Source organism: Sporosarcina quadrami (assembly GCF_014836615.1).
GTDB classification, from domain to species: domain Bacteria; phylum Bacillota; class Bacilli; order Bacillales_A; family Planococcaceae; genus Sporosarcina; species Sporosarcina quadrami.
Genome location: NZ_JACSQN010000002.1, coordinates 250,838 through 269,280 on the forward strand (window position 1 = coordinate 250,838; position 18,443 = coordinate 269,280).

Here is an 18,443-nt window from a genome sequence, read left to right on the forward strand (position 1 = left end):
AAGCATAGCTTGACATATGATAAGTAAGACTAGTCAAGGAGGATGAGTATGCTGTTATCTGAAATGGCTCAAAAAGAGCTGATACAAGTGGAAGACGGAGTCCGTTATGGGTTTCTCGCGGATACTGATTTAATTTTCAATCGTAAAACAGGGGATATTATCGGTTTTGAAGTAAAGAAAAAATTCAGTCGGATGCCTTTTCGCAATAAAGAACAGGAAAGTGTAGAGTTCATACCTTGGAGTGAAATTGTATTAGTCGGCGAGCACCGCATACTATTTGGAAAAACACATAGCATGGGGGATTTTGATGTTGAAGACGACTACTAATAGTTGGCTATTCATTGGCACAGATTCACGTTTGTCCACGTGCAGTAAAATTATGAAAGGTTTAGGCTATGAAGCGAATCATTATAACGGTAACAGCTTTTCTACCGAATTATCTACACTTATTGACGAGCTTGCACCATCACATATTGTTTTGCCCATAATCGAAATGGAAGAAATGATACCAGCAGAAAAGTTTCCTAAAGGAGCTACTGTCTATCCAGGTATCATTTCCTCCGAATGGCTTTCAAAGTATGAAGAAGCACACATTCCGGTTCATTCATATATCAAAGAGGTTGAATATGTTTGGGAAAATGCCCGACTGACTGCAGAAGGATTTTTGCTAGAGTATTACGAGTCAACTAAGCAAAGTGTGTTCGGAAAACAGTTTTGCATTACCGGATTTGGAAAAGTCGCTAAAATGATGGCTGAAGTACTCTCGGCTATGGGAGGTACAGTCGCGATTATGGCAAGGTCGAGTGAACAGCTAGGTGAAGCGGCCGCTCTCGGTTACACAACTTGTGAGTTCAACCCTACTAACTTAAGTGAACATAAAACTCTCATCAATACAGTTCCAGCACGTTGGCTGAAACCAGATGATAAGCAGGAATTACGCATATTCGATCTTGCTTCTGCACCTGGTTGCCTAAAGGAAAATGCCCCTGATGAATACTATACAATACACCTCGGTTTGCCAGGAAAGCACTTTCCGATCGACGCTGCTAATGCGTTGGCTAAAGCGCTACTGAGGATGAATAGTGCGTGAAAGGGGAATAAAATGCTGCAAGGAAAAAGGATCGGTCTTGGAATAACCGCTTCACATTGCACATATGACCAGATTATTCCGGTCATCGAGAATTTGCAGGCTAATGGCGCAACAGTCGTACCTGTTATTACGCATTCTGTTTTAACCGCGGCAACCCGATTCGGAACAGGGGAAGAGTGGATTGATAAAATTGAGGGGGCGACAGGTCAAAAGGTGATTTCAACGATTGTCGGAGCTGAACCTTTTGGTCCCGCGTCACCTGTTGATTGTATGATTATTGCTCCTATGACCGGAAATTCAATTAGTAAATTAGCAAATGCCGCAACTGATTCACCAGTGCTCATGGCAGCCAAAGCCACGTTACGCAATGGCAGTCCGGTGTTATTAGGAATTTCTACAAATGATGCATTAGGTTTAAATGCCGGTAACATTGTTAAATTGCTGAATATGAAAAATGTCTTTTTCATCCCTTTTGGACAGGATGATCCACATAACAAGCCAAATTCATTGATCTCCGATTTCACATTGATGGTACCCGCAGCGGCAGCAGCTCTTGAGAAAAGACAACTACAACCATTGCTCATTATACATCCATAAAAAAATACAAAAGCAGAACCATTTCAATTATGATATAATTCCTCCAATGAACTCTTGTACTAGTAGAGAATAAGGCTATAGGGGCATTGTTAGTTCTACTACGTAATGCATCCTTAAACTCTTCTCTGTATATTTACACAAGAGTCTTTATTAATTGTTAAGGGGAGATGGAATTGAAAAAACAAGATTTGAACGTCGCGATCGTTGGTGCAACTGGTGCGGTAGGTGGTAAGATTCTTGAAAAGTTAGTAGAGCGACAATTTCCAGCTAAGTCGATTAAAATGCTAGCTTCAAAGAGATCTGCTGGATCCAAAATTATTGTTGAAGGAAAAAATTATATCGTTGAAGAAACGGTACCTGAATCTTTCGAAGGTATAGATATCGCATTCTTTAGCGCCGGTGGTTCCATTTCCCAGACATTCGCACACGAAGCCGTGAAACGTGGTGCTATTGTTATTGATAACACAAGTGCATTCCGAATGGATGCGGATATACCGCTTGTTGTGCCGGAAGTAAACGCTGACGAACTTAATCGTCACAATGGCATTATTGCAAATCCTAATTGTTCTACCATCCAAATGGTTACAGCATTGAAAGCGATTAAGGAAAAATTCGGCATAAACCGAATTATTGTATCGACTTATCAAGCGGTTTCTGGAGCGGGAGCCGAAGCGATTGAAGAACTAAGTGAGCAGAGTCTTCAAATGGATAGCCGCACTGACATTAAAGCGGTACTACTGCCGTCTGCTTCAGCCGAAAAGCATTATCCGATTGCTTTCAATGTCATACCGCAAATCGATCTATTTGATGAATCAGGATACACATTGGAAGAACTGAAGATGATGAATGAAACGAAAAAGATATTTGCAGACGAGAAAATTGCTGTTGCTGCAACATGTGTACGACTACCTGTCGTTACTGGCCATTCGGAATCAGTATATATTGAATTAAATAGGGAAGATGTTTCTGTAGAGGATATCCGTTCGGCTATTAAAACAACGCCTGGAGTGGTCATACAAGACGATCCCTCTTCGCAATTGTATCCGATGCCCTTGTATGCGGAAGGAAAAGATGAAGTGTTTGTCGGCAGGATTCGTAAAGACCCTACACAGCCGACAGGATTCCATATGTGGATTGTGTCTGACAATCTGCTTAAAGGTGCTGCGTTGAATTCCGTTCAAATTGCTGAAGAACTTATCAAGTAAGTATATTTTTTACGGGAATAGCCCTATAAAGTATAAAAAGGATGATCAAATGGATCTCGGTCAAATTGGAACAGCGATGGTAACCCCTTTTTCTAATGCGGGCAACGTCGAGTATGATTTGACAGAAAAGCTTGTTGAGCATTTAATTTCCACTGGTACTGATTCTCTTATTGTTTGTGGTACTACAGGAGAGTCTCCGACATTGAATCATGACGAGAAATTTACGGTTTTTAGTAATGTCATTGAAATTGTCAATAAAAGAATTCCGGTCATTGCGGGCACAGGGACGTTTAATACAGCTGAATCAGTTAAATTAACGTCTCGGGCCGCAGAGCTAGGTGCAGACGGCGTTATGCTCGTAACACCTTATTATAATCGTCCAGACCAAAAAGGTATGGTGGCCCATTTCTCACATATTGCTTCTGAAACAGGTCTGCCAATATTGCTTTATAATATTCCAGGAAGATCTGCAGTCAATATGTTGCCTGAGACGGTTATTGAACTTTCAAAAATAAAAAATATCCGTGCTGTAAAAGAAGCAAGCGGTAGTTTAGACCAAATGGCGAAAATTATAAGTGGGACAGATAGTAGTTTTAAAGTATACAGCGGAGATGATGCTCTGACGTTGCCGTTGTTATCTATTGGTGGTGAAGGTGTCATTTCAGTCGCATCCCATATCGTCGGTCTGGAAATGAAGCAGATGATAAGTGCATTTAAAGCTGGTGATACTGAGAAAGCGGCGAATCTCCATAGAAAATTGCTTGCTCTGTTCCAGGCTATTTTCTCAGCTCCGAATCCCGTTCCAATTAAGTATGCACTATCTGTAATAGGTATAGACACAGGTGGAGTTCGGATGCCTTTGACTGATTTTGGAGAAGGAAAATCGTTGTTTGATGAAGTATGGCAGAATTATAAAAACGCCTAATTTTATACTATTTATTTTAAGCCGGTAAACTTGCCGGCTTTTTTTGTTTGTGTACTGAGGGCATTCTCAAGTATAATGAAAGATAGTCAATCTGGACGGGTATTTATCACATATGCTGATGCATGCAAAGTAGTCTGCATGTAAGGCGATCTAGCGAATAAATAGTGTATTGCATATGCATTGATTCGCCGTATCATTATCATAAGCATACATAGACGGTCAATTATCCATCACCAGTCTTTTTAATCAAAGTATAGGAGGAAACAATGTGACGAAAATGAAAAACGAAGTAATTAGAGTAATTCCACTCGGTGGAGTGGGGGAGATAGGGAAAGCGATGTACGTTGTCGAAATTGATGATGAGCTATTTATCGTTGATGCGGGTCTAATGTTCCCAGAAGGGGAAATGTTAGGCATTGACATCGTCATTCCGGACATGACATATATTGAAGAGAATAAAGATCGTGTAAAAGGAATATTTTTAACGCATGGTCATGAAGATGCAATTGGTTCGATTGCTTATTTGCTACAAAAAGTACAAGCTCCGGTTTATGGATCTAAACTCACATTAGCATTGGCAAAAGAACATTTGAAAGATATGCCAGCTCCAGCAGGTGTAAAATTCTTCGAAGTGACAAATAAAAGTCGTATGAACTTCAAGTCGACATATGTTACATTCTTCCATACGACTCACAGCATTCCAGATTCGTTTGGAATCGTATTCCATACGAGTGAAGGTGCGGTTGTCCATACTGGAGAATTTAAATTTGATCAGTCTGCAAAAGGGAAATACCGTCCCGATATAGCTAAAATGGCGGCATTAGGCGAAGAAGGAGTCTTCATCCTCATGTCAGATTCTGCTGAAGCGGAACGTCCTGGATACACGACGTCTGAGGTTGTCATTGAAGAGCAATTATCTAAAACGTTTCACGCTGCACAAGGCCGGTTGCTCGTTGCATTGTATGCTTCAAATTTCATTCGCATCCAACAGGTCTTTGATAAAGCTCTTGAAACAGGCAAAAAAGTAGCTGTTGTAGGTAAGAGTCTAGAAAGTTATTTCGAAGTAGGAATGCGCTTAGGCTATTTGCAAATCGATGAGGAAATGGTTATATCCGTGAAAGACATCGGAAAATACAGCGATGATCAAGTTGTTATTATCGTGACAGGCAATCAAGGTGAACCATTAGATGCACTTGAAAAGATTATTCGTAAGCATCATAAAGATATTAAGATTAAAGAAACAGATACTGTCCTTATTACATTCACACCATCACCAAGCATGGAAGTATCTATGTTCCAAATGACAAACGAACTCGCTAAAGCAGGAGCTCACGTTCTTACTTCTCAGCGGAATGTTCATGTATCTAGTCACGGTAGCCAAGAAGATTTGAAGTTGATGTTAAACTTAATGAAACCTAAATACTTCATCCCTGTTCAAGGTGAATATAAAATGCTTATTGCTCATTCGAAAATTGCCCAACAACTTGGATTCCAAAAGTCCGAAATATTTATTGCGGACAAAGGCGATATTGTTGAATACAAAAACGATAAAATGCGAATGAGTGGACGTGTACAGGCTGGAAACGTGTTAATAGATGGCATCGGCGTAGGTGATGTCGGGAATATCGTTTTACGCGACAGAAAGCTGCTTTCGCAAGACGGCATATTTACCGTCGTCGTTACACTTAGTCGAAAACAGAAAAAAATAGCTGCAGGTCCAGAAGTAGTATCACGTGGATTCGTCTATGTACGCGAATCTGAAGAGCTTCTTGAGGAATCGAGAAACCTTGTCCGTAAAATCGTTGAGAAATATGTGAATAAAGATACGTTTGAATGGACAAACATTAAACAAGAGATTCGCGATACATTAAGTTCATATTTGTTCCAACAAACTAAAAGAAGACCAATGATCATCCCAATCATCATGGAATACTAAAACGGAATAAAACCGTCGGCAACGGACGGCTATCATGACATACAAAAAGGATTTCCAAGCCGTCTGTACGGCAGGAAATCCTTTTTGCGAAAGGAGGAGGAAAATGTCGAAAAAAACAAAGAAGAGAAAAAAGACAGGTGGCAATAAAAAGAAGCAAAAGGAACCTAGTCCACTACTCTTTGAAGTAGCCGGGATTACAATGATTGGACTTGCAATTATTATAATATTTGAATATGGAATTGTCGGAAGAAGCCTTTCCTCATTTTCAAGACTGTTATTTGGCAACTGGCATGGTGCTTTACCTTTTTTATTAATTGTCCAAGCATTGCTTTTTATGGTCAAAAGAAAGTCGATTGGTTGGAAAAACCGTATTGTCGGTGGAAGTCTTTTTGTTCTGGCGAGTCTGCTATTATTCAGCCATATTCATCTATTTAAAGAACTGTATGAAAGTAAACTACTCATGTCTAATTCTGCGATTAAAGAAACGTGGAAAGTACTTATAACAAATGAAGGAATTACGTCTAGAAGTGGAGCTTTAGGTGGAGGATTAGGAGGGGCTCTCTTATTTGCTTTGTTCCATGCATTATTCGATTCAGCAGGAGCAACAGTTGCAGGAGTGCTATTGTTAAGCATTGGTCTAATCTTATTAACAGGAAAAGCTCTCGTTCCTTACATTGCTGAACATTATCCGAATATAAAAAAGTCTCTTCTATCACTTTTCGAGAAGAAAGAGAAGAAACCAATTAAAAAAATGCCGCAAAATATAGAAAGTAAAAAAACACGCTCAAAAAAATCCTTACCTGTCGATATATCTACAGACAACGAAAGAGATATTGAACTTACTGACCAAGTCATTTCTAAACCGATTATTTCGGCATTTAATGAACGCGTCAATAAGGAATCGGCTATCGATGAACAGACCGCGACGCAACAAATAGTAGTTGAACCGGTCAGAAAGTCAGATGGAGAAAAAGAACGAGGGATTGAAGAGGAAGTAACCTATTCTGTCATAGAAGGTGAAGAAGAGAACGAATCATATATATTACCACCACCATCATTGTTAAAGGAAACGCCTTCTAATGATCAGTCCGCAGAATATGATTCAATTCAAGCGAATGCGGAAAAGTTAGAACGGACATTTTTAAGTTTTGGTGTTAAAGCAACAGTTACACAAGTTCATTTAGGTCCAGCTGTTACTAAATATGAAGTTCTTCCTGATACTGGTGTGAAAGTGAGTCGAATCGTCAGCTTGTCGGATGATATCGCTCTTGCTCTTGCTGCTAGCGGTATCCGTATAGAAGCACCTATACCTGGGAAGTCAGCTGTTGGAATAGAAGTTCCAAACAGCTCTGTCGCCATCGTCAGCTTGCGCGAGGTCATTGAAGCGAAAGAAAATAACAGACCAGATTCAAAATTGATGATAGCGTTAGGAAGAGATGTTACAGGGCAGGCAATGATGACTGAATTGAATAAGATGCCACACGTACTTGTGGCAGGTTCAACAGGAAGCGGGAAGAGTGTCTGCATTAATGGCATTATCATAAGCATTTTAATGCGCGCCAAACCTCACGAAGTGAAAATGATGATGATAGATCCAAAGATGGTGGAGTTAAATGTTTATAATGGAGTTCCGCATTTATTGGCTCCAGTTGTTACGGATCCAAGAAAAGCTTCTGTCGCATTGAAAAAGGTTGTTTCCGAGATGGAAAGACGCTATGAGCTGTTTTCGCATACTGGAACACGAAATATCGAAGGATATAACGACCATATCGAAGTTTGGAATTCCGAAAATGATGAGAAACATCCGAAAATGCCATACATTGTCGTTATTGTTGACGAACTGGCGGATTTGATGATGGTTGCTTCAAGTGATGTCGAAGATTCGATTACACGTCTAGCGCAAATGGCTAGGGCGGCTGGCATACATCTGATTATCGCGACTCAACGACCTAGTGTCGATGTCATTACGGGTATTATAAAAGCTAATATTCCATCCCGGATTGCGTTTGCAGTATCTTCTGCCATTGATTCAAGAACAATACTCGATGGATCAGGCGCTGAGAAATTGCTTGGGCGTGGGGATATGCTCTTCCTACCTGCTGGTGCATCCAAGCCCGTGCGCATACAAGGTGCTTTTGTATCGGACCAGGAAGTCGAAGCGATTGTCGACTTTGTCATTGAACAGCAAAAAGCACAATATCAAGAAGAAATGATTCCACAAGAAGTAGAGGAAGTGCCCGCTTATGAAGAAACGGATGACTTATACGATGAAGCAGTACAACTAGTCACTGAAATGCAGACGGCTTCAGTTTCGATGCTTCAAAGACGGTTCAGAGTAGGCTATTCAAGAGCAGCAAGAATTGTCGATCAAATGGAATTAAGAGGTGTAGTAGGTCCTCCCGAAGGAAGTAAGCCACGTCAAGTGCTTATTTCAAAAAATGAATCCGATAGTCACGTTTGAAAAACATGACAAAAGAGTCATTATATAAGCCGATTTACAACTTCTTTCGATATTTTGTCATTTTCGTTGTTTATTTTGTAGGATTAAAATGATATAGTATGGAAGATTGGAACAGTCGTTAAACATCAGAGGTCTGACCTCGTCAGGAGGAGGATTCACATGGTGGTGAAGACAGATCAAAGACATCTCTATGTTCAAGTGATTGAGCGTTTAAAACGTGACATCGAAACAGGAGTTTTCAAAGAAAATGAGAAATTCCCTTCTGAATTTGAACTAGCAAGGAACTTAGGTGTCAGCAGAGCAACTCTTCGAGAAGCTTTACGATTACTGGAGGAAGATAAAGTAATCGTCCGGAAACACGGAGTTGGTACATTTGTTAATCCACGACCTATCTTTTCTTCCGGTATTGAAAATTTGTCAAGTGTTTCTTCCATGATTAGTGATGCAGGAATGGAACCAGGAACGATTTTCATGGAAGTACAAGAAAATACCCCTAATGAGGATATGATTGGGAATTTCGGTTGTGAAAGGGATGACAAACTTGTTACAATCAAAAGAGTAAGAACAGCAGATGGAGAACCTGTCGTATATTGTATTGATCATGTATTGTCCAAAAATCTTGAAATGGGTACAGATGTTTTATTAAATGAATCCATTTTCGATTCAATTGAGAAGTCGGGTAAAATTAGGATTAATCAAGCTGTGGCTAATATTGAGCCTATAGGCTATGATGATGAAGCATCTTCAATTTTGAGATGTGGAGTGGACATCCCTTTACTAGTACTAATTCAATACCATTATAGCGAAGAAGGCGAAATGGTCCTATTCTCAAAGAATTATTTCAGGGCTGATAAATTCAGCTTTCACGTAGTGCGAAAACGGGTATAAGGCAAATTTTGGAGAGTGGAATACTTTCCAAATATCCTTTAAAGACGTGCGAACGTCATATTTATATACCAAAATAAAAAAACAGGGAGGGTCCAATCAGTGAGCAAACGTAAATACGGTCTTGCATTATCATTGGTTTTAGCAGCAAGTGCATTACTTGGTGCGTGTGGTACGGACAAAGACAAAGAAAAAGATACTTCATCTTCAACAGGCGGCAACGCTTCAGATTTCTCAATCGCTATGGTTACTGACGTCGGTGGTATCGATGACAAGTCATTCAACCAGTCAGCTTGGGAAGGAATCAAACAGTTCGGTAAAGATCATAATATGTCTGAAGGAGATGGTGGATACGCATACCTTCAATCGAAAGATGATTCTGACTACACTCCAAACTTGAACGCGCTTACACGTCGTGATTTCGACTTAGTATTCGGTGTAGGTTTCTTAATGGAAGATGCGATTAATACAATTGCTGAGCAACAGAAAGAAACAAACTACGCAATTATTGATGGCGTAGTAGACCAACCAAACGTTGCAAGCATCTTGTTTAAAGAACAAGAAGGTGCTTACCTTGCTGGGGTAGCTGCTGCATTAATGACAAAAACTGATAAGATCGGTTTTGTTGGTGGTATGGAAATTCCAGTTATCGAACGCTTTGAAGCAGGATTTGTAGCAGGTGTTGCTGCAGTTAAGCCTGACTTGAAAGTAGATGTTAAGTATACAGGTTCATTTGATGATGCGGCATTAGGAAAAGCTGCTGCAGGTCGTATGTACTCTTCAGGAATTGATATCATCTTCCACGCTGCTGGCGGAACTGGAAATGGTGTATTCTCTGAAGCAAAAGAACGTAAAGAAGCAGATAAGAATGCTGATGTATGGGTAATCGGTGTTGACTCTGACCAGTATGAAGAAGGTAAAGTTGGTGAAGAGAACATTACATTGACTTCTATGTTGAAGCGTGTTGATGTTGCTGTTCAGGATATCTCTAACCTTGCTAAAGAAGGTAAATTCCCTGGTGGTGAAACAAAAGTCTACGGTCTTCATGATGATGGTGTAGCTCTTGCAGATTCACGCGGTGCAATTCCACAAGACGTGCTTGATCAAGTGGAAGAATACAAACAAAAGATTGCAGATGGTGAAATCGAAGTACCTGAATTCGCTAAATAATAACAAAACAACAAAGGCCGGTTCATTCCGGCTTTTGTTGTTTACTTCTTATCGCAGCAAAATTGATAGACTAAAAGGTTTTTACGAAAATCTTTTATTGTGTCAATTTTTCATTGAATAAAATAATCAAATAATTATTACGCAAGGAAGTGAATCCATTGGACTATGTCATCGAGATGTTGAATATTACAAAGAAATTCGGCAATTTCTACGCAAATGACAATATCACTCTTCAACTTGAAAAAGGGGAAATTCATGCTTTGCTAGGCGAAAATGGAGCCGGTAAATCAACATTGATGAATGTCTTGTTCGGGCTATACCAGCCGGAGGACGGAGAGATACGAGTGAACGGTACAAAAGTCAATGTAACGAACCCCAACGTTGCAAATGACCTCGGAATTGGAATGGTGCATCAGCATTTTATGCTTGTTGAAAATCTTACAGTAACTGAAAATATCATCTTAGGTAATGAGCCTAAAAAGATGGGAATTGTCAATATTAAAGATGCTGCGAAAGATGTAGAGGAAATATCAAAACTATACGGGCTGAACGTTGACCCTTATGCTAAGATTGAAGATATTTCTGTTGGCATGCAACAACGGGTGGAAATTTTGAAAACGCTTTATCGTGGCGCGAACATTCTGATATTTGATGAACCAACAGCATCATTGACACCGCAAGAAATACAAGAACTTATCTCCATTATGAAGAAATTGATCACTGAAGGTAAGTCGATTATTTTAATTACACATAAATTACAAGAAATTATGGATGTATCTGATCGTGTTACAGTTATCCGTAAAGGAAAAGGCATTGGTACTGTTGTCACTGCTGAAACGAATCCAGAAGAATTGGCAACGCTTATGGTTGGACGACAAGTAACTTTCAAAACAGAAAAAGGACCTTCCTATCCGAAAGAGGAAGTATTGCATATTGAAAATCTTGTTGTTACCGATAATCGTGGCATTGAAAAAGTAAAAGGCTTAAATTTGTCTGTACGTCGTGGTGAAATCGTTGGTCTTGCTGGCATTGATGGCAATGGGCAGACGGAATTAATCGAAGCTATAACAGGTCTTCGTAAATCCAAAAGTGGATCAATTACAATTAATGAAATCGATGTTACTGGAAAAAAACCTAGAGAAATTACTAAAGTTGGGTTAGGGCATATTCCGCAAGACAGACATAAGCATGGATTAGTTCTTGAATTTTCTGTTGGTCACAACGCTGCTTTGCAAGAATATTATCACGAACCGTATTCTAAAAATGGCATTATGAATTATAGATCAGTTTCTGATTATGCCCAAAAGATTATTAAGGAATATGATGTGAGAACTCAAGGTGAAAACGAATTAGTGAGAGCTTTGTCGGGTGGTAATCAGCAAAAGTTAATCATTGGTCGTGAAGTGTCACGTGATCCTGATTTTCTTATAGCGGCGTTGCCGACTAGAGGTCTTGACGTTGGTGCGATTGAGTTCATTCATAAGCGGCTAATTGAGCAGCGGGATAATGGTAAAGCTGTATTCTTGATCTCTTTTGAACTCGATGAAGTTATGAACGTTTCAGATCGTATTGCTGTCATTCATGATGGTCAAATAGTTGACACAGTCATTCCCACTGAAACAACTGAACAGGAGCTTGGTCTGCTAATGGCTGGGCATACAAAATCTGAAGCACTGAAAGCAAAGAAAGTTGGTGATGATCAAAATGTCTAATAGAGTTGTCAATTTATTGGTGCCGATCATCTCCATTATCCTCGGTCTCCTTGTAGGAGCCTTAGTCATGATCTTTAGTGGATATAATCCAGTCAATGGGTATATTGCCTTGTGGAATGGAATTTTTGGAGACGCTTATGCTATAGGTGAAACAATCCGTCAAATAAGTCCATATATTCTTGCTGGACTTGCAGTGGCATTCGCATTTCGCACAGGTTTATTTAATATCGGAGTAGAAGGGCAATTGATGGTAGGTTGGTTTGCAGCGGCTTATGTTGGATCAGCATTTACTATGCCTATGTATATTCACTTACCCTTGTCATTACTTGCTGCAGCAGCGGCAGGAGCGTTATGGGGGCTAATACCTGGATTGTTAAAAGCCAAGTTCCGAGTGCATGAAGTTATCGTCACAATTATGATGAATTATATTGCATTGCATGTTGTAAATGCACTAATTAAAACCGTATCTGGAGGCGGCTTTAAAACAGAAAAAATTCAACCGACAGCCTCATTACGCTCAGATTTCTTGTCTAATTTAACTGATTACTCGACACTCCATTATGGGATTTTTATTGCGTTATCCATGGTAATCGTAATGTGGTTCATTTTAGAAAAAACGAAGACTGGATTCGAATTAAAATCAGTCGGATTTAACGAAAATGCTTCTCATTATGCAGGAATGAACGTAAATAAGAATATCGTCTTATCTATGATCATATCTGGAGCGTTCGCAGGACTTGGAGGCGCAATGGAAGCATTAGGTACTTTCGGGAACATGACGTCAAGAGGTGGATTCACAGGTATTGGTTTTGACGGTATCGCAGTTGCGTTGTTAGGAGCAAATACGCCATTGGGTGTTATTTTTGGTGCATCTTTGTTCGGTTCACTAAAGTATGGAGCGAACAACATGCCGAATGCAGCAAATATCCCGCTTGAAATTGTCTCGATTGTTATCGCGCTTATCATATTCTTTGTAGCGTCAGGATACATTATCCGCGTTGCTATATTACGAATGAATAAGAAAAAGGAGGCGAAATAACATGAGCTTTTTAGAAGTGTTATATTTTATCATACCGACTTCGATTGCTTATGCGGCTCCTCTGATTTTAACTGCAATCGGCGGTGTTTTCTCTGAACGTTCAGGAGTAGTTAACATCGGGTTGGAAGGTTTAATGGTCATGGGTGCATTCATTGGTATTATATTCAACCTAGCTTATGCCGATGTGTTTGGCAGTTGGACGCCTTGGATTGCGTTACTTGTAGCGATGCTCGTGTCCGCAATATTCTCCATCATGCACGCAGTAGCATCTGTTTCATTCCGTGCGAACCAGGTCGTTTCAGGGGTAGCGATTAATATGCTTGGCATAGCTATAGCGCTATTCTCGGTGAAGATGTTGTATGGTAAAGGACAAACGGACTTTATTCAGAATAAAATCCCGAGAATTAACATTCCTATATTACAAGACATCCCAATACTTGGACCGATGTTTTTTAAATCAGTATACGGAACTTCCATTATAGCTATAGCAGTAGCCATCATTGCTTGGTTTGTCATTTACAAAACACCATTTGGATTACGCTTGCGTTCTGTTGGTGAGCATCCTATGGCAGCAGATACGATGGGCATTAACGTTTCCAAAATCAGATATACTGCTGTAATCATTTCTGGTGGTCTTGCAGGAATAGGTGGAGCGATATATTCTCAAACGATGACAGGCGATTTTGGTCATGCGACAATAAATGGTCAAGGTTTCATGGCTTTGGCAGCGATGATTTTTGGTAAATGGCATCCAATTGGAGCGATGGGGGCAGCATTATTCTTCGGATTTGCCCAAACATTGGCTATCAGTGCGGGTTCTATAGATATCGATTTCATCCAAAAAATACCTACAGTATATTTCCATATATTACCTTATGTCTTAACTATTTTAGCTCTAGCAGGATTTATTGGAAAAGCGAATGCTCCAAAAGCGAATGGAGAACCATATATTAAAGGCAGTAGATAATGCTACACTAGACCGCTTTCGTTCCTATTTGGAATCGAGCGGTTCTTTTTATTCCTAATAATTATTGGGGTAATGCGTTTATTTTGCCATGTGTAAGTTCTGGAATGTATAGTGAAGAAAGGTATTCGTATAATAAGAAAAAACGAGGTGTTCATATGTTCACTAAAATTGAATTGAAAAAAGGTGTAAACTTATACATCCGTCCAACTGAACAATTCAAGACGATTTCGATGTCTTTCAGATGGACAGCTAAATTAAGTGCAAAACAGGCAGCAAGTAGAACTGTCTTATCTAATGTATTGCAAGATTCAAACGAAGATTATCCGAAACAGAGTGATTTGCGTAAGGCACTAGATGAGCTATATGGTTCGGTATTTTATATGGATTCAGGAAAGCGGGGCAATTCACATATCGTTTCATTGAACATGGAATGTGTGAACGATGAATATCTACAAACTAGCGGCGTTTTTGATGAAGTGCTGAACATGGTTAGTACCGTTATTTTCCGTCCTAATTTAAAAGATGGAAAATTTGACGAAACGATTGTTAATCGTGAAAAACGTTCTGTCATGGAACGTATCCGATCTGTCTACGACGATAAAGGAAGATATGCACAAAAACGAATGTTGGAATTGATGAGACCGGACCATCCGGCTTCAATTTCTTCAAATGGTACTGAGGAAGATGTGCAAAACATTACAGCAGACTCTCTTGTTGAAACATACGAAAAAATGCTCACTGAAGATGCGATTGATATTTATATCGTTGGTGACATTAAACAAGATACTATTGTAGAGAAGATCCGGACAATGTTTGATTTTAAGGAAAGAGAAATTTCTTATGAACGATACGAAAATGCTCCTATAGAAATGAAAGAAACACGTCAAGTGTTTGAAAAACAAGATATGAAGCAAGGGAAATTGCAAGTCGGATATAACACACCGATAACATTCTTCCATAAAGATTTCCCGAAAATGCAAGTTATGAACGGAATACTTGGTGGATTTGCGCATAGTAAGTTATTCATGAATGTTCGGGAGAAAGAGAGTATGGCGTATACTATAAATAGCGTATACAGTGCTAATTACGGTATTCTTTACGTTTTGGCTGGGATTGATGCTCAGCTTGAAGAAAAAGCAGTTACAATGATCCAGGAGCAGTTAGATGCAATTAAAACAGGAGAAGTGACTGACTTAGAAGTTGATCAGACTGTTGCGTTGCTTGCGAATAGTATTAGAAGTGCGTTTGACTCTGCGCGTGGGCAAATTGAACTATTTGACCAATACAAGCAGTTGGACGAAAACTTCAATGCGGACAAATTGATTGCCGAATGGCATGAAGTTTCCTTGGATGATATTAAGCGAATGGCATCGACGATCCAAATGGAGCTCATCTATTTGCTATCGGGAAGAGAGGCGTAATAAATGGAAAAGATTACTTTTGATAATTTGCAGGAAACATTATTCCATGAACGACTTGATAATGGACTTGAAGTTTATATCCTTCCCAAACGAGGATTTTCAAAAACCTATGTAACGTTTACAACTAAATATGGTTCAATCGATAATACGTTCATTCCAAGAGGAAAAGATGAGTTCGTAACTGTGCCCGACGGTATTGCACATTTCCTTGAACATAAGATGTTTGATAAGGAAGATGGAGACGTTTTTCAAAAGTTTGGTGTGTTAGGTGCATCCGCTAACGCATTCACTTCCTTTACACGAACATCCTATTTGTTCTCGACGACACAAAATCTTTATGAGAGCACAAAAGTGCTTTTGGATTTTGTTCAAGAACCTTATTTCACAAAAGAGAAAACAGATAAAGAAAAAGGGATTATCGCGCAAGAAATTACAATGTACGATGATAACCCTGATTGGCGCAATTATTTCGGCACAATCCAATCATTATACGAAGCATTTCCCATTAATATAGACATTGCAGGAACAGTAGATACAATTCAGGAAATAACAGCTGAGCATCTTTATGAATGTTACGAAACATTTTATCATCCATCCAACATGTCTGTATTTGTAATAGGGGCGGTGGATGTAGATGAAATGATGGATTTCATTCGTAAGGACCAATTAGGCAAGAGTTTTTCTGAACCTGAAGAGATTGTTAGAAAATATCCCGAAGAGCCGATTCAAGCAGGACAGAAGAAAGTAGTGCTTGAAATGGATGTATTAAGACCAAAGTTCAATTACGGTTTGAAATGCAATAACGTATCCATTGAAGGCGAAGAGATGTTACGGCAAGACCTTGCTGTCAATTTGTTACTTGATATTTTATTTGGTCGCACATCAGAATTCTATACGACAGCGTATGCGGAACATTTAATCGATGAAACATACAACTATGATTTTACGTTTGAAAAAGGTTTCGGTTTTGCTATGATTGGTTCCGATACGGAAAAGCCGGATGAATTAGAAGCGACCATTAAAAAGACTATTAACGCACAAAAAACTGAGTGGACGATTACAAAAGAAGATTTGGATCGTTCTTGCAAACGTAGAATTGGGCAATTCATGCGATCTTTGAATTCAATTGAATTTATTTCAAATCAATTCACGCAGTACAATTTTAACGGCATGAACTTGTTTGACGTTGTGCCTGCACTCGAAAAAATGACGTTGAACGATTTGAAGGAAGCTTTCCAAACAGTTAATAATGAAGAAAGCCATTCTGTAATGACGATTATTCCTCCCGTAAAAGAAGGTTAATTATGAAATCACGTGCAATTGTGTTAGGTGCGTCAGGCGGTATAGGTCATGCCATCTGCAGGGAACTTGCTGCGGATGGCTGGTCCCTATATTTGCATTACAATAAAAATGCTAATAAAGTCATTCGTCTTTGCGAAGAGTTATCGAATGAGTATCCTGAAAATTTCTTCGAAGTTGTTCATGCTGATTTCAGTAAATCGGACGGTGCAGATTTGCTTGCTAGTGGAACGGGTCAAATTCAAGCTATAGTAGTTGCTTCCGGTCATTCAATGCTGAAACTGTTAAGCGATACAACTACAGAAGATATGGATGCATTATGGCGCGTACATATGCAAAATCCCGCTTCATTCATCAGTCTTGTTTCTTCAAGGTTAAGGAGTTATGCCACTTCTTATGTTCTATTCATCGGTTCCATATGGGGTGAGACGGGTGCTGCCGGCGAAGTGATGTATTCGGCTGTAAAAGGCGCTCAACATGCTTTTGTTAAAGCGTTCGCCAAAGAAGCATCCTATACAGGAACTAGAGTGAATGCGATTACACCTGGTTGGATAGAGACGGACATGAACGGGGAATTATCGGAAGAAGATAAACTGGAAGTCATTAGTCATATTCCGTTACAATCGACAGGATCGCCGGAGGATGTAGCAAATCTTGCTTGCTTTCTCCTAAGCGGCAAAGCGGATTATATGACAGGAGAAATTGTGAAGCTAAATGGCGGATGGTATATATAAGAAAAAAGAGGGGAAGTGTTTTCCCCTTTTTCTTTTTTCCTTTTCATAGTCTCTTTAATCCGCTATTATAGAACTAAGTTGTCTTTTGTGCGTCCTGTACTTATAAGCACTTTAAAACATACAATCGGATCAGGTTTTTCAATTGATCAGAACCATTTCTGAATGTTCTGCTTTGACTAAGGATTGGAGGGTTTATTGAATGGGTGAATGGTATGTCGAATATGAAGTGCAAGTAAATAGACCTGGACTGCTCGGTGACATCGCTTCGCTCCTTGGAATGTTGAGAGTCAATATTACAACCATTAACGGTGTTGATGGCGGACATAGGGGTATGCTTGTCCGTACGGAAAATGATGATCAAATCAAGCGTTTTGAATTGATCGCATCCACTATGGAAACGATTCAAGTGAAAAAGATAAGAGAACCTAAGTTGCGCGATATACTGGCTGTTCGTCATGGGCGATATATTCAAAGAGACCTCGATGATCGAAAGACTTTTCGGTTTGTAAGAAGCGAACTTGGGGTACTTGTTGACTTTATGGCAGAACTTTTTAAACAGGATGGCCATAAACTGATCGGAATTCGTGGGATGCCTCGTGTTGGTAAGACGGAATCTGTTGTTGCGGCTAGTGTCTGTGCGAACAAAAAATGGATTTTTCTTTCTTCCACAATGATAAAACAGACCGTCAGAAGCAATCTTGCGGGCGATGAGTTCTCAAAAGACAATATCTTTATCTTAGATGGTATTGTCACTCGTAAATCGGGTGATGAGAGACATATGCAACTTGTTCGTGAAATGATGAATATGCCTACAATCAAAGTTGTCGAGCACCCTGACATGTTTGTACAGCATTCCGAGTATGACGTCGAAGATTTTGATTACATCATCGAATTGCGTACAGATCCCGACGAGGAAATTACATATGAGATGATGGAGAAGAACAATATGGATCCAAATTCAGGAGCAATGGGTGGATTTGGAATGTTCAATTTTTAATGAGG

16 protein-coding genes are annotated in these 18,443 nt (G+C 39.5%); all 16 read left to right on the forward strand.

Annotated elements, in window-relative coordinates; all coding sequences use genetic code 11:
* The first annotated feature begins 48 nt into the window (after nucleotides 1-48).
* Nucleotides 49-327, forward strand: a complete 279-nt coding sequence (locus H9649_RS03205; protein WP_191693270.1) for a YlmC/YmxH family sporulation protein — start codon at nucleotides 49-51, stop codon at nucleotides 325-327.
* Nucleotides 308-1,090, forward strand: a complete 783-nt coding sequence (locus H9649_RS03210; RefSeq protein WP_191693271.1) for a hypothetical protein — start codon at nucleotides 308-310, stop codon at nucleotides 1,088-1,090. The genes H9649_RS03205 and H9649_RS03210 overlap by 20 nt, the downstream gene beginning before the upstream one ends.
* A 12-nt stretch (nucleotides 1,091-1,102) precedes the next feature.
* Nucleotides 1,103-1,687 carry a dipicolinate synthase subunit B gene (locus H9649_RS03215; RefSeq protein ID WP_191693272.1) on the forward strand — a complete coding sequence of 195 codons (585 nt, stop codon included), beginning with the start codon at nucleotides 1,103-1,105 and terminating at the stop codon, nucleotides 1,685-1,687.
* 167 nt (nucleotides 1,688-1,854) lie between these two features.
* Nucleotides 1,855-2,892 carry an aspartate-semialdehyde dehydrogenase gene (locus H9649_RS03220; RefSeq protein WP_191693273.1) on the forward strand — a complete coding sequence of 346 codons (1,038 nt, stop codon included), beginning with the start codon at nucleotides 1,855-1,857 and terminating at the stop codon, nucleotides 2,890-2,892.
* Nucleotides 2,893-2,941: 49 nt separating this feature from the next.
* Complete coding sequence (gene dapA / locus H9649_RS03225; RefSeq protein ID WP_191693274.1) at nucleotides 2,942-3,817, forward strand: 4-hydroxy-tetrahydrodipicolinate synthase; 876 nt, start codon at nucleotides 2,942-2,944, stop codon at nucleotides 3,815-3,817.
* A gap of 268 nt (nucleotides 3,818-4,085) precedes the next feature.
* On the forward strand, nucleotides 4,086-5,753 hold the full coding sequence (locus tag H9649_RS03230; RefSeq protein ID WP_191693275.1) for a ribonuclease J: 1,668 nt from the start codon (nucleotides 4,086-4,088) through the stop codon (nucleotides 5,751-5,753).
* Between the two features lie 103 nt (nucleotides 5,754-5,856).
* Entirely contained in the window at nucleotides 5,857-8,214 is a 2,358-nt protein-coding gene (locus H9649_RS03235) for a DNA translocase FtsK (protein ID WP_191693276.1), read from the forward strand.
* A gap of 159 nt (nucleotides 8,215-8,373) precedes the next feature.
* Nucleotides 8,374-9,102, forward strand: a complete 729-nt coding sequence (locus tag H9649_RS03240; RefSeq protein ID WP_191693277.1) for a GntR family transcriptional regulator — start codon at nucleotides 8,374-8,376, stop codon at nucleotides 9,100-9,102.
* Between the two features lie 99 nt (nucleotides 9,103-9,201).
* Nucleotides 9,202-10,269 carry a BMP family lipoprotein gene (locus H9649_RS03245; protein ID WP_191693278.1) on the forward strand — a complete coding sequence of 356 codons (1,068 nt, stop codon included), beginning with the start codon at nucleotides 9,202-9,204 and terminating at the stop codon, nucleotides 10,267-10,269.
* 158 nt (nucleotides 10,270-10,427) lie between these two features.
* The gene (locus H9649_RS03250; RefSeq protein ID WP_191693279.1) at nucleotides 10,428-11,981 is read left to right on the forward strand and encodes an ABC transporter ATP-binding protein; all 1,554 of its coding nucleotides are present in this window, start codon (nucleotides 10,428-10,430) and stop codon (nucleotides 11,979-11,981) included.
* Nucleotides 11,974-13,020: an ABC transporter permease gene (locus tag H9649_RS03255; RefSeq protein WP_191693280.1), complete on the forward strand. Its 1,047-nt coding sequence runs from the start codon at nucleotides 11,974-11,976 to the stop codon at nucleotides 13,018-13,020. Before H9649_RS03250 ends, H9649_RS03255 begins: the two co-directional genes overlap by 8 nt.
* Nucleotide 13,021: 1 nt before the next feature.
* A complete protein-coding gene (locus H9649_RS03260; protein WP_191693281.1) occupies nucleotides 13,022-13,987 on the forward strand; it encodes an ABC transporter permease in 966 nt (321 codons plus the stop codon).
* Between the two features lie 155 nt (nucleotides 13,988-14,142).
* The gene (gene yfmF, locus H9649_RS03265; protein ID WP_191693282.1) at nucleotides 14,143-15,408 is read left to right on the forward strand and encodes an EF-P 5-aminopentanol modification-associated protein YfmF; all 1,266 of its coding nucleotides are present in this window, start codon (nucleotides 14,143-14,145) and stop codon (nucleotides 15,406-15,408) included.
* A 3-nt stretch (nucleotides 15,409-15,411) separates the two neighbouring features.
* Complete coding sequence (gene yfmH / locus H9649_RS03270) at nucleotides 15,412-16,710, forward strand: EF-P 5-aminopentanol modification-associated protein YfmH (RefSeq protein ID WP_191693283.1); 1,299 nt, start codon at nucleotides 15,412-15,414, stop codon at nucleotides 16,708-16,710.
* Between the two features lie 2 nt (nucleotides 16,711-16,712).
* Nucleotides 16,713-17,441, forward strand: a complete 729-nt coding sequence (gene ymfI / locus H9649_RS03275) for an elongation factor P 5-aminopentanone reductase (protein WP_191693284.1) — start codon at nucleotides 16,713-16,715, stop codon at nucleotides 17,439-17,441.
* A 199-nt stretch (nucleotides 17,442-17,640) separates the two neighbouring features.
* Nucleotides 17,641-18,438, forward strand: coding sequence for a DUF3388 domain-containing protein (locus H9649_RS03280; protein WP_191693285.1), 798 nt, complete (start codon nucleotides 17,641-17,643; stop codon nucleotides 18,436-18,438).
* Nucleotides 18,439-18,443: the final 5 nt, after the last annotated feature.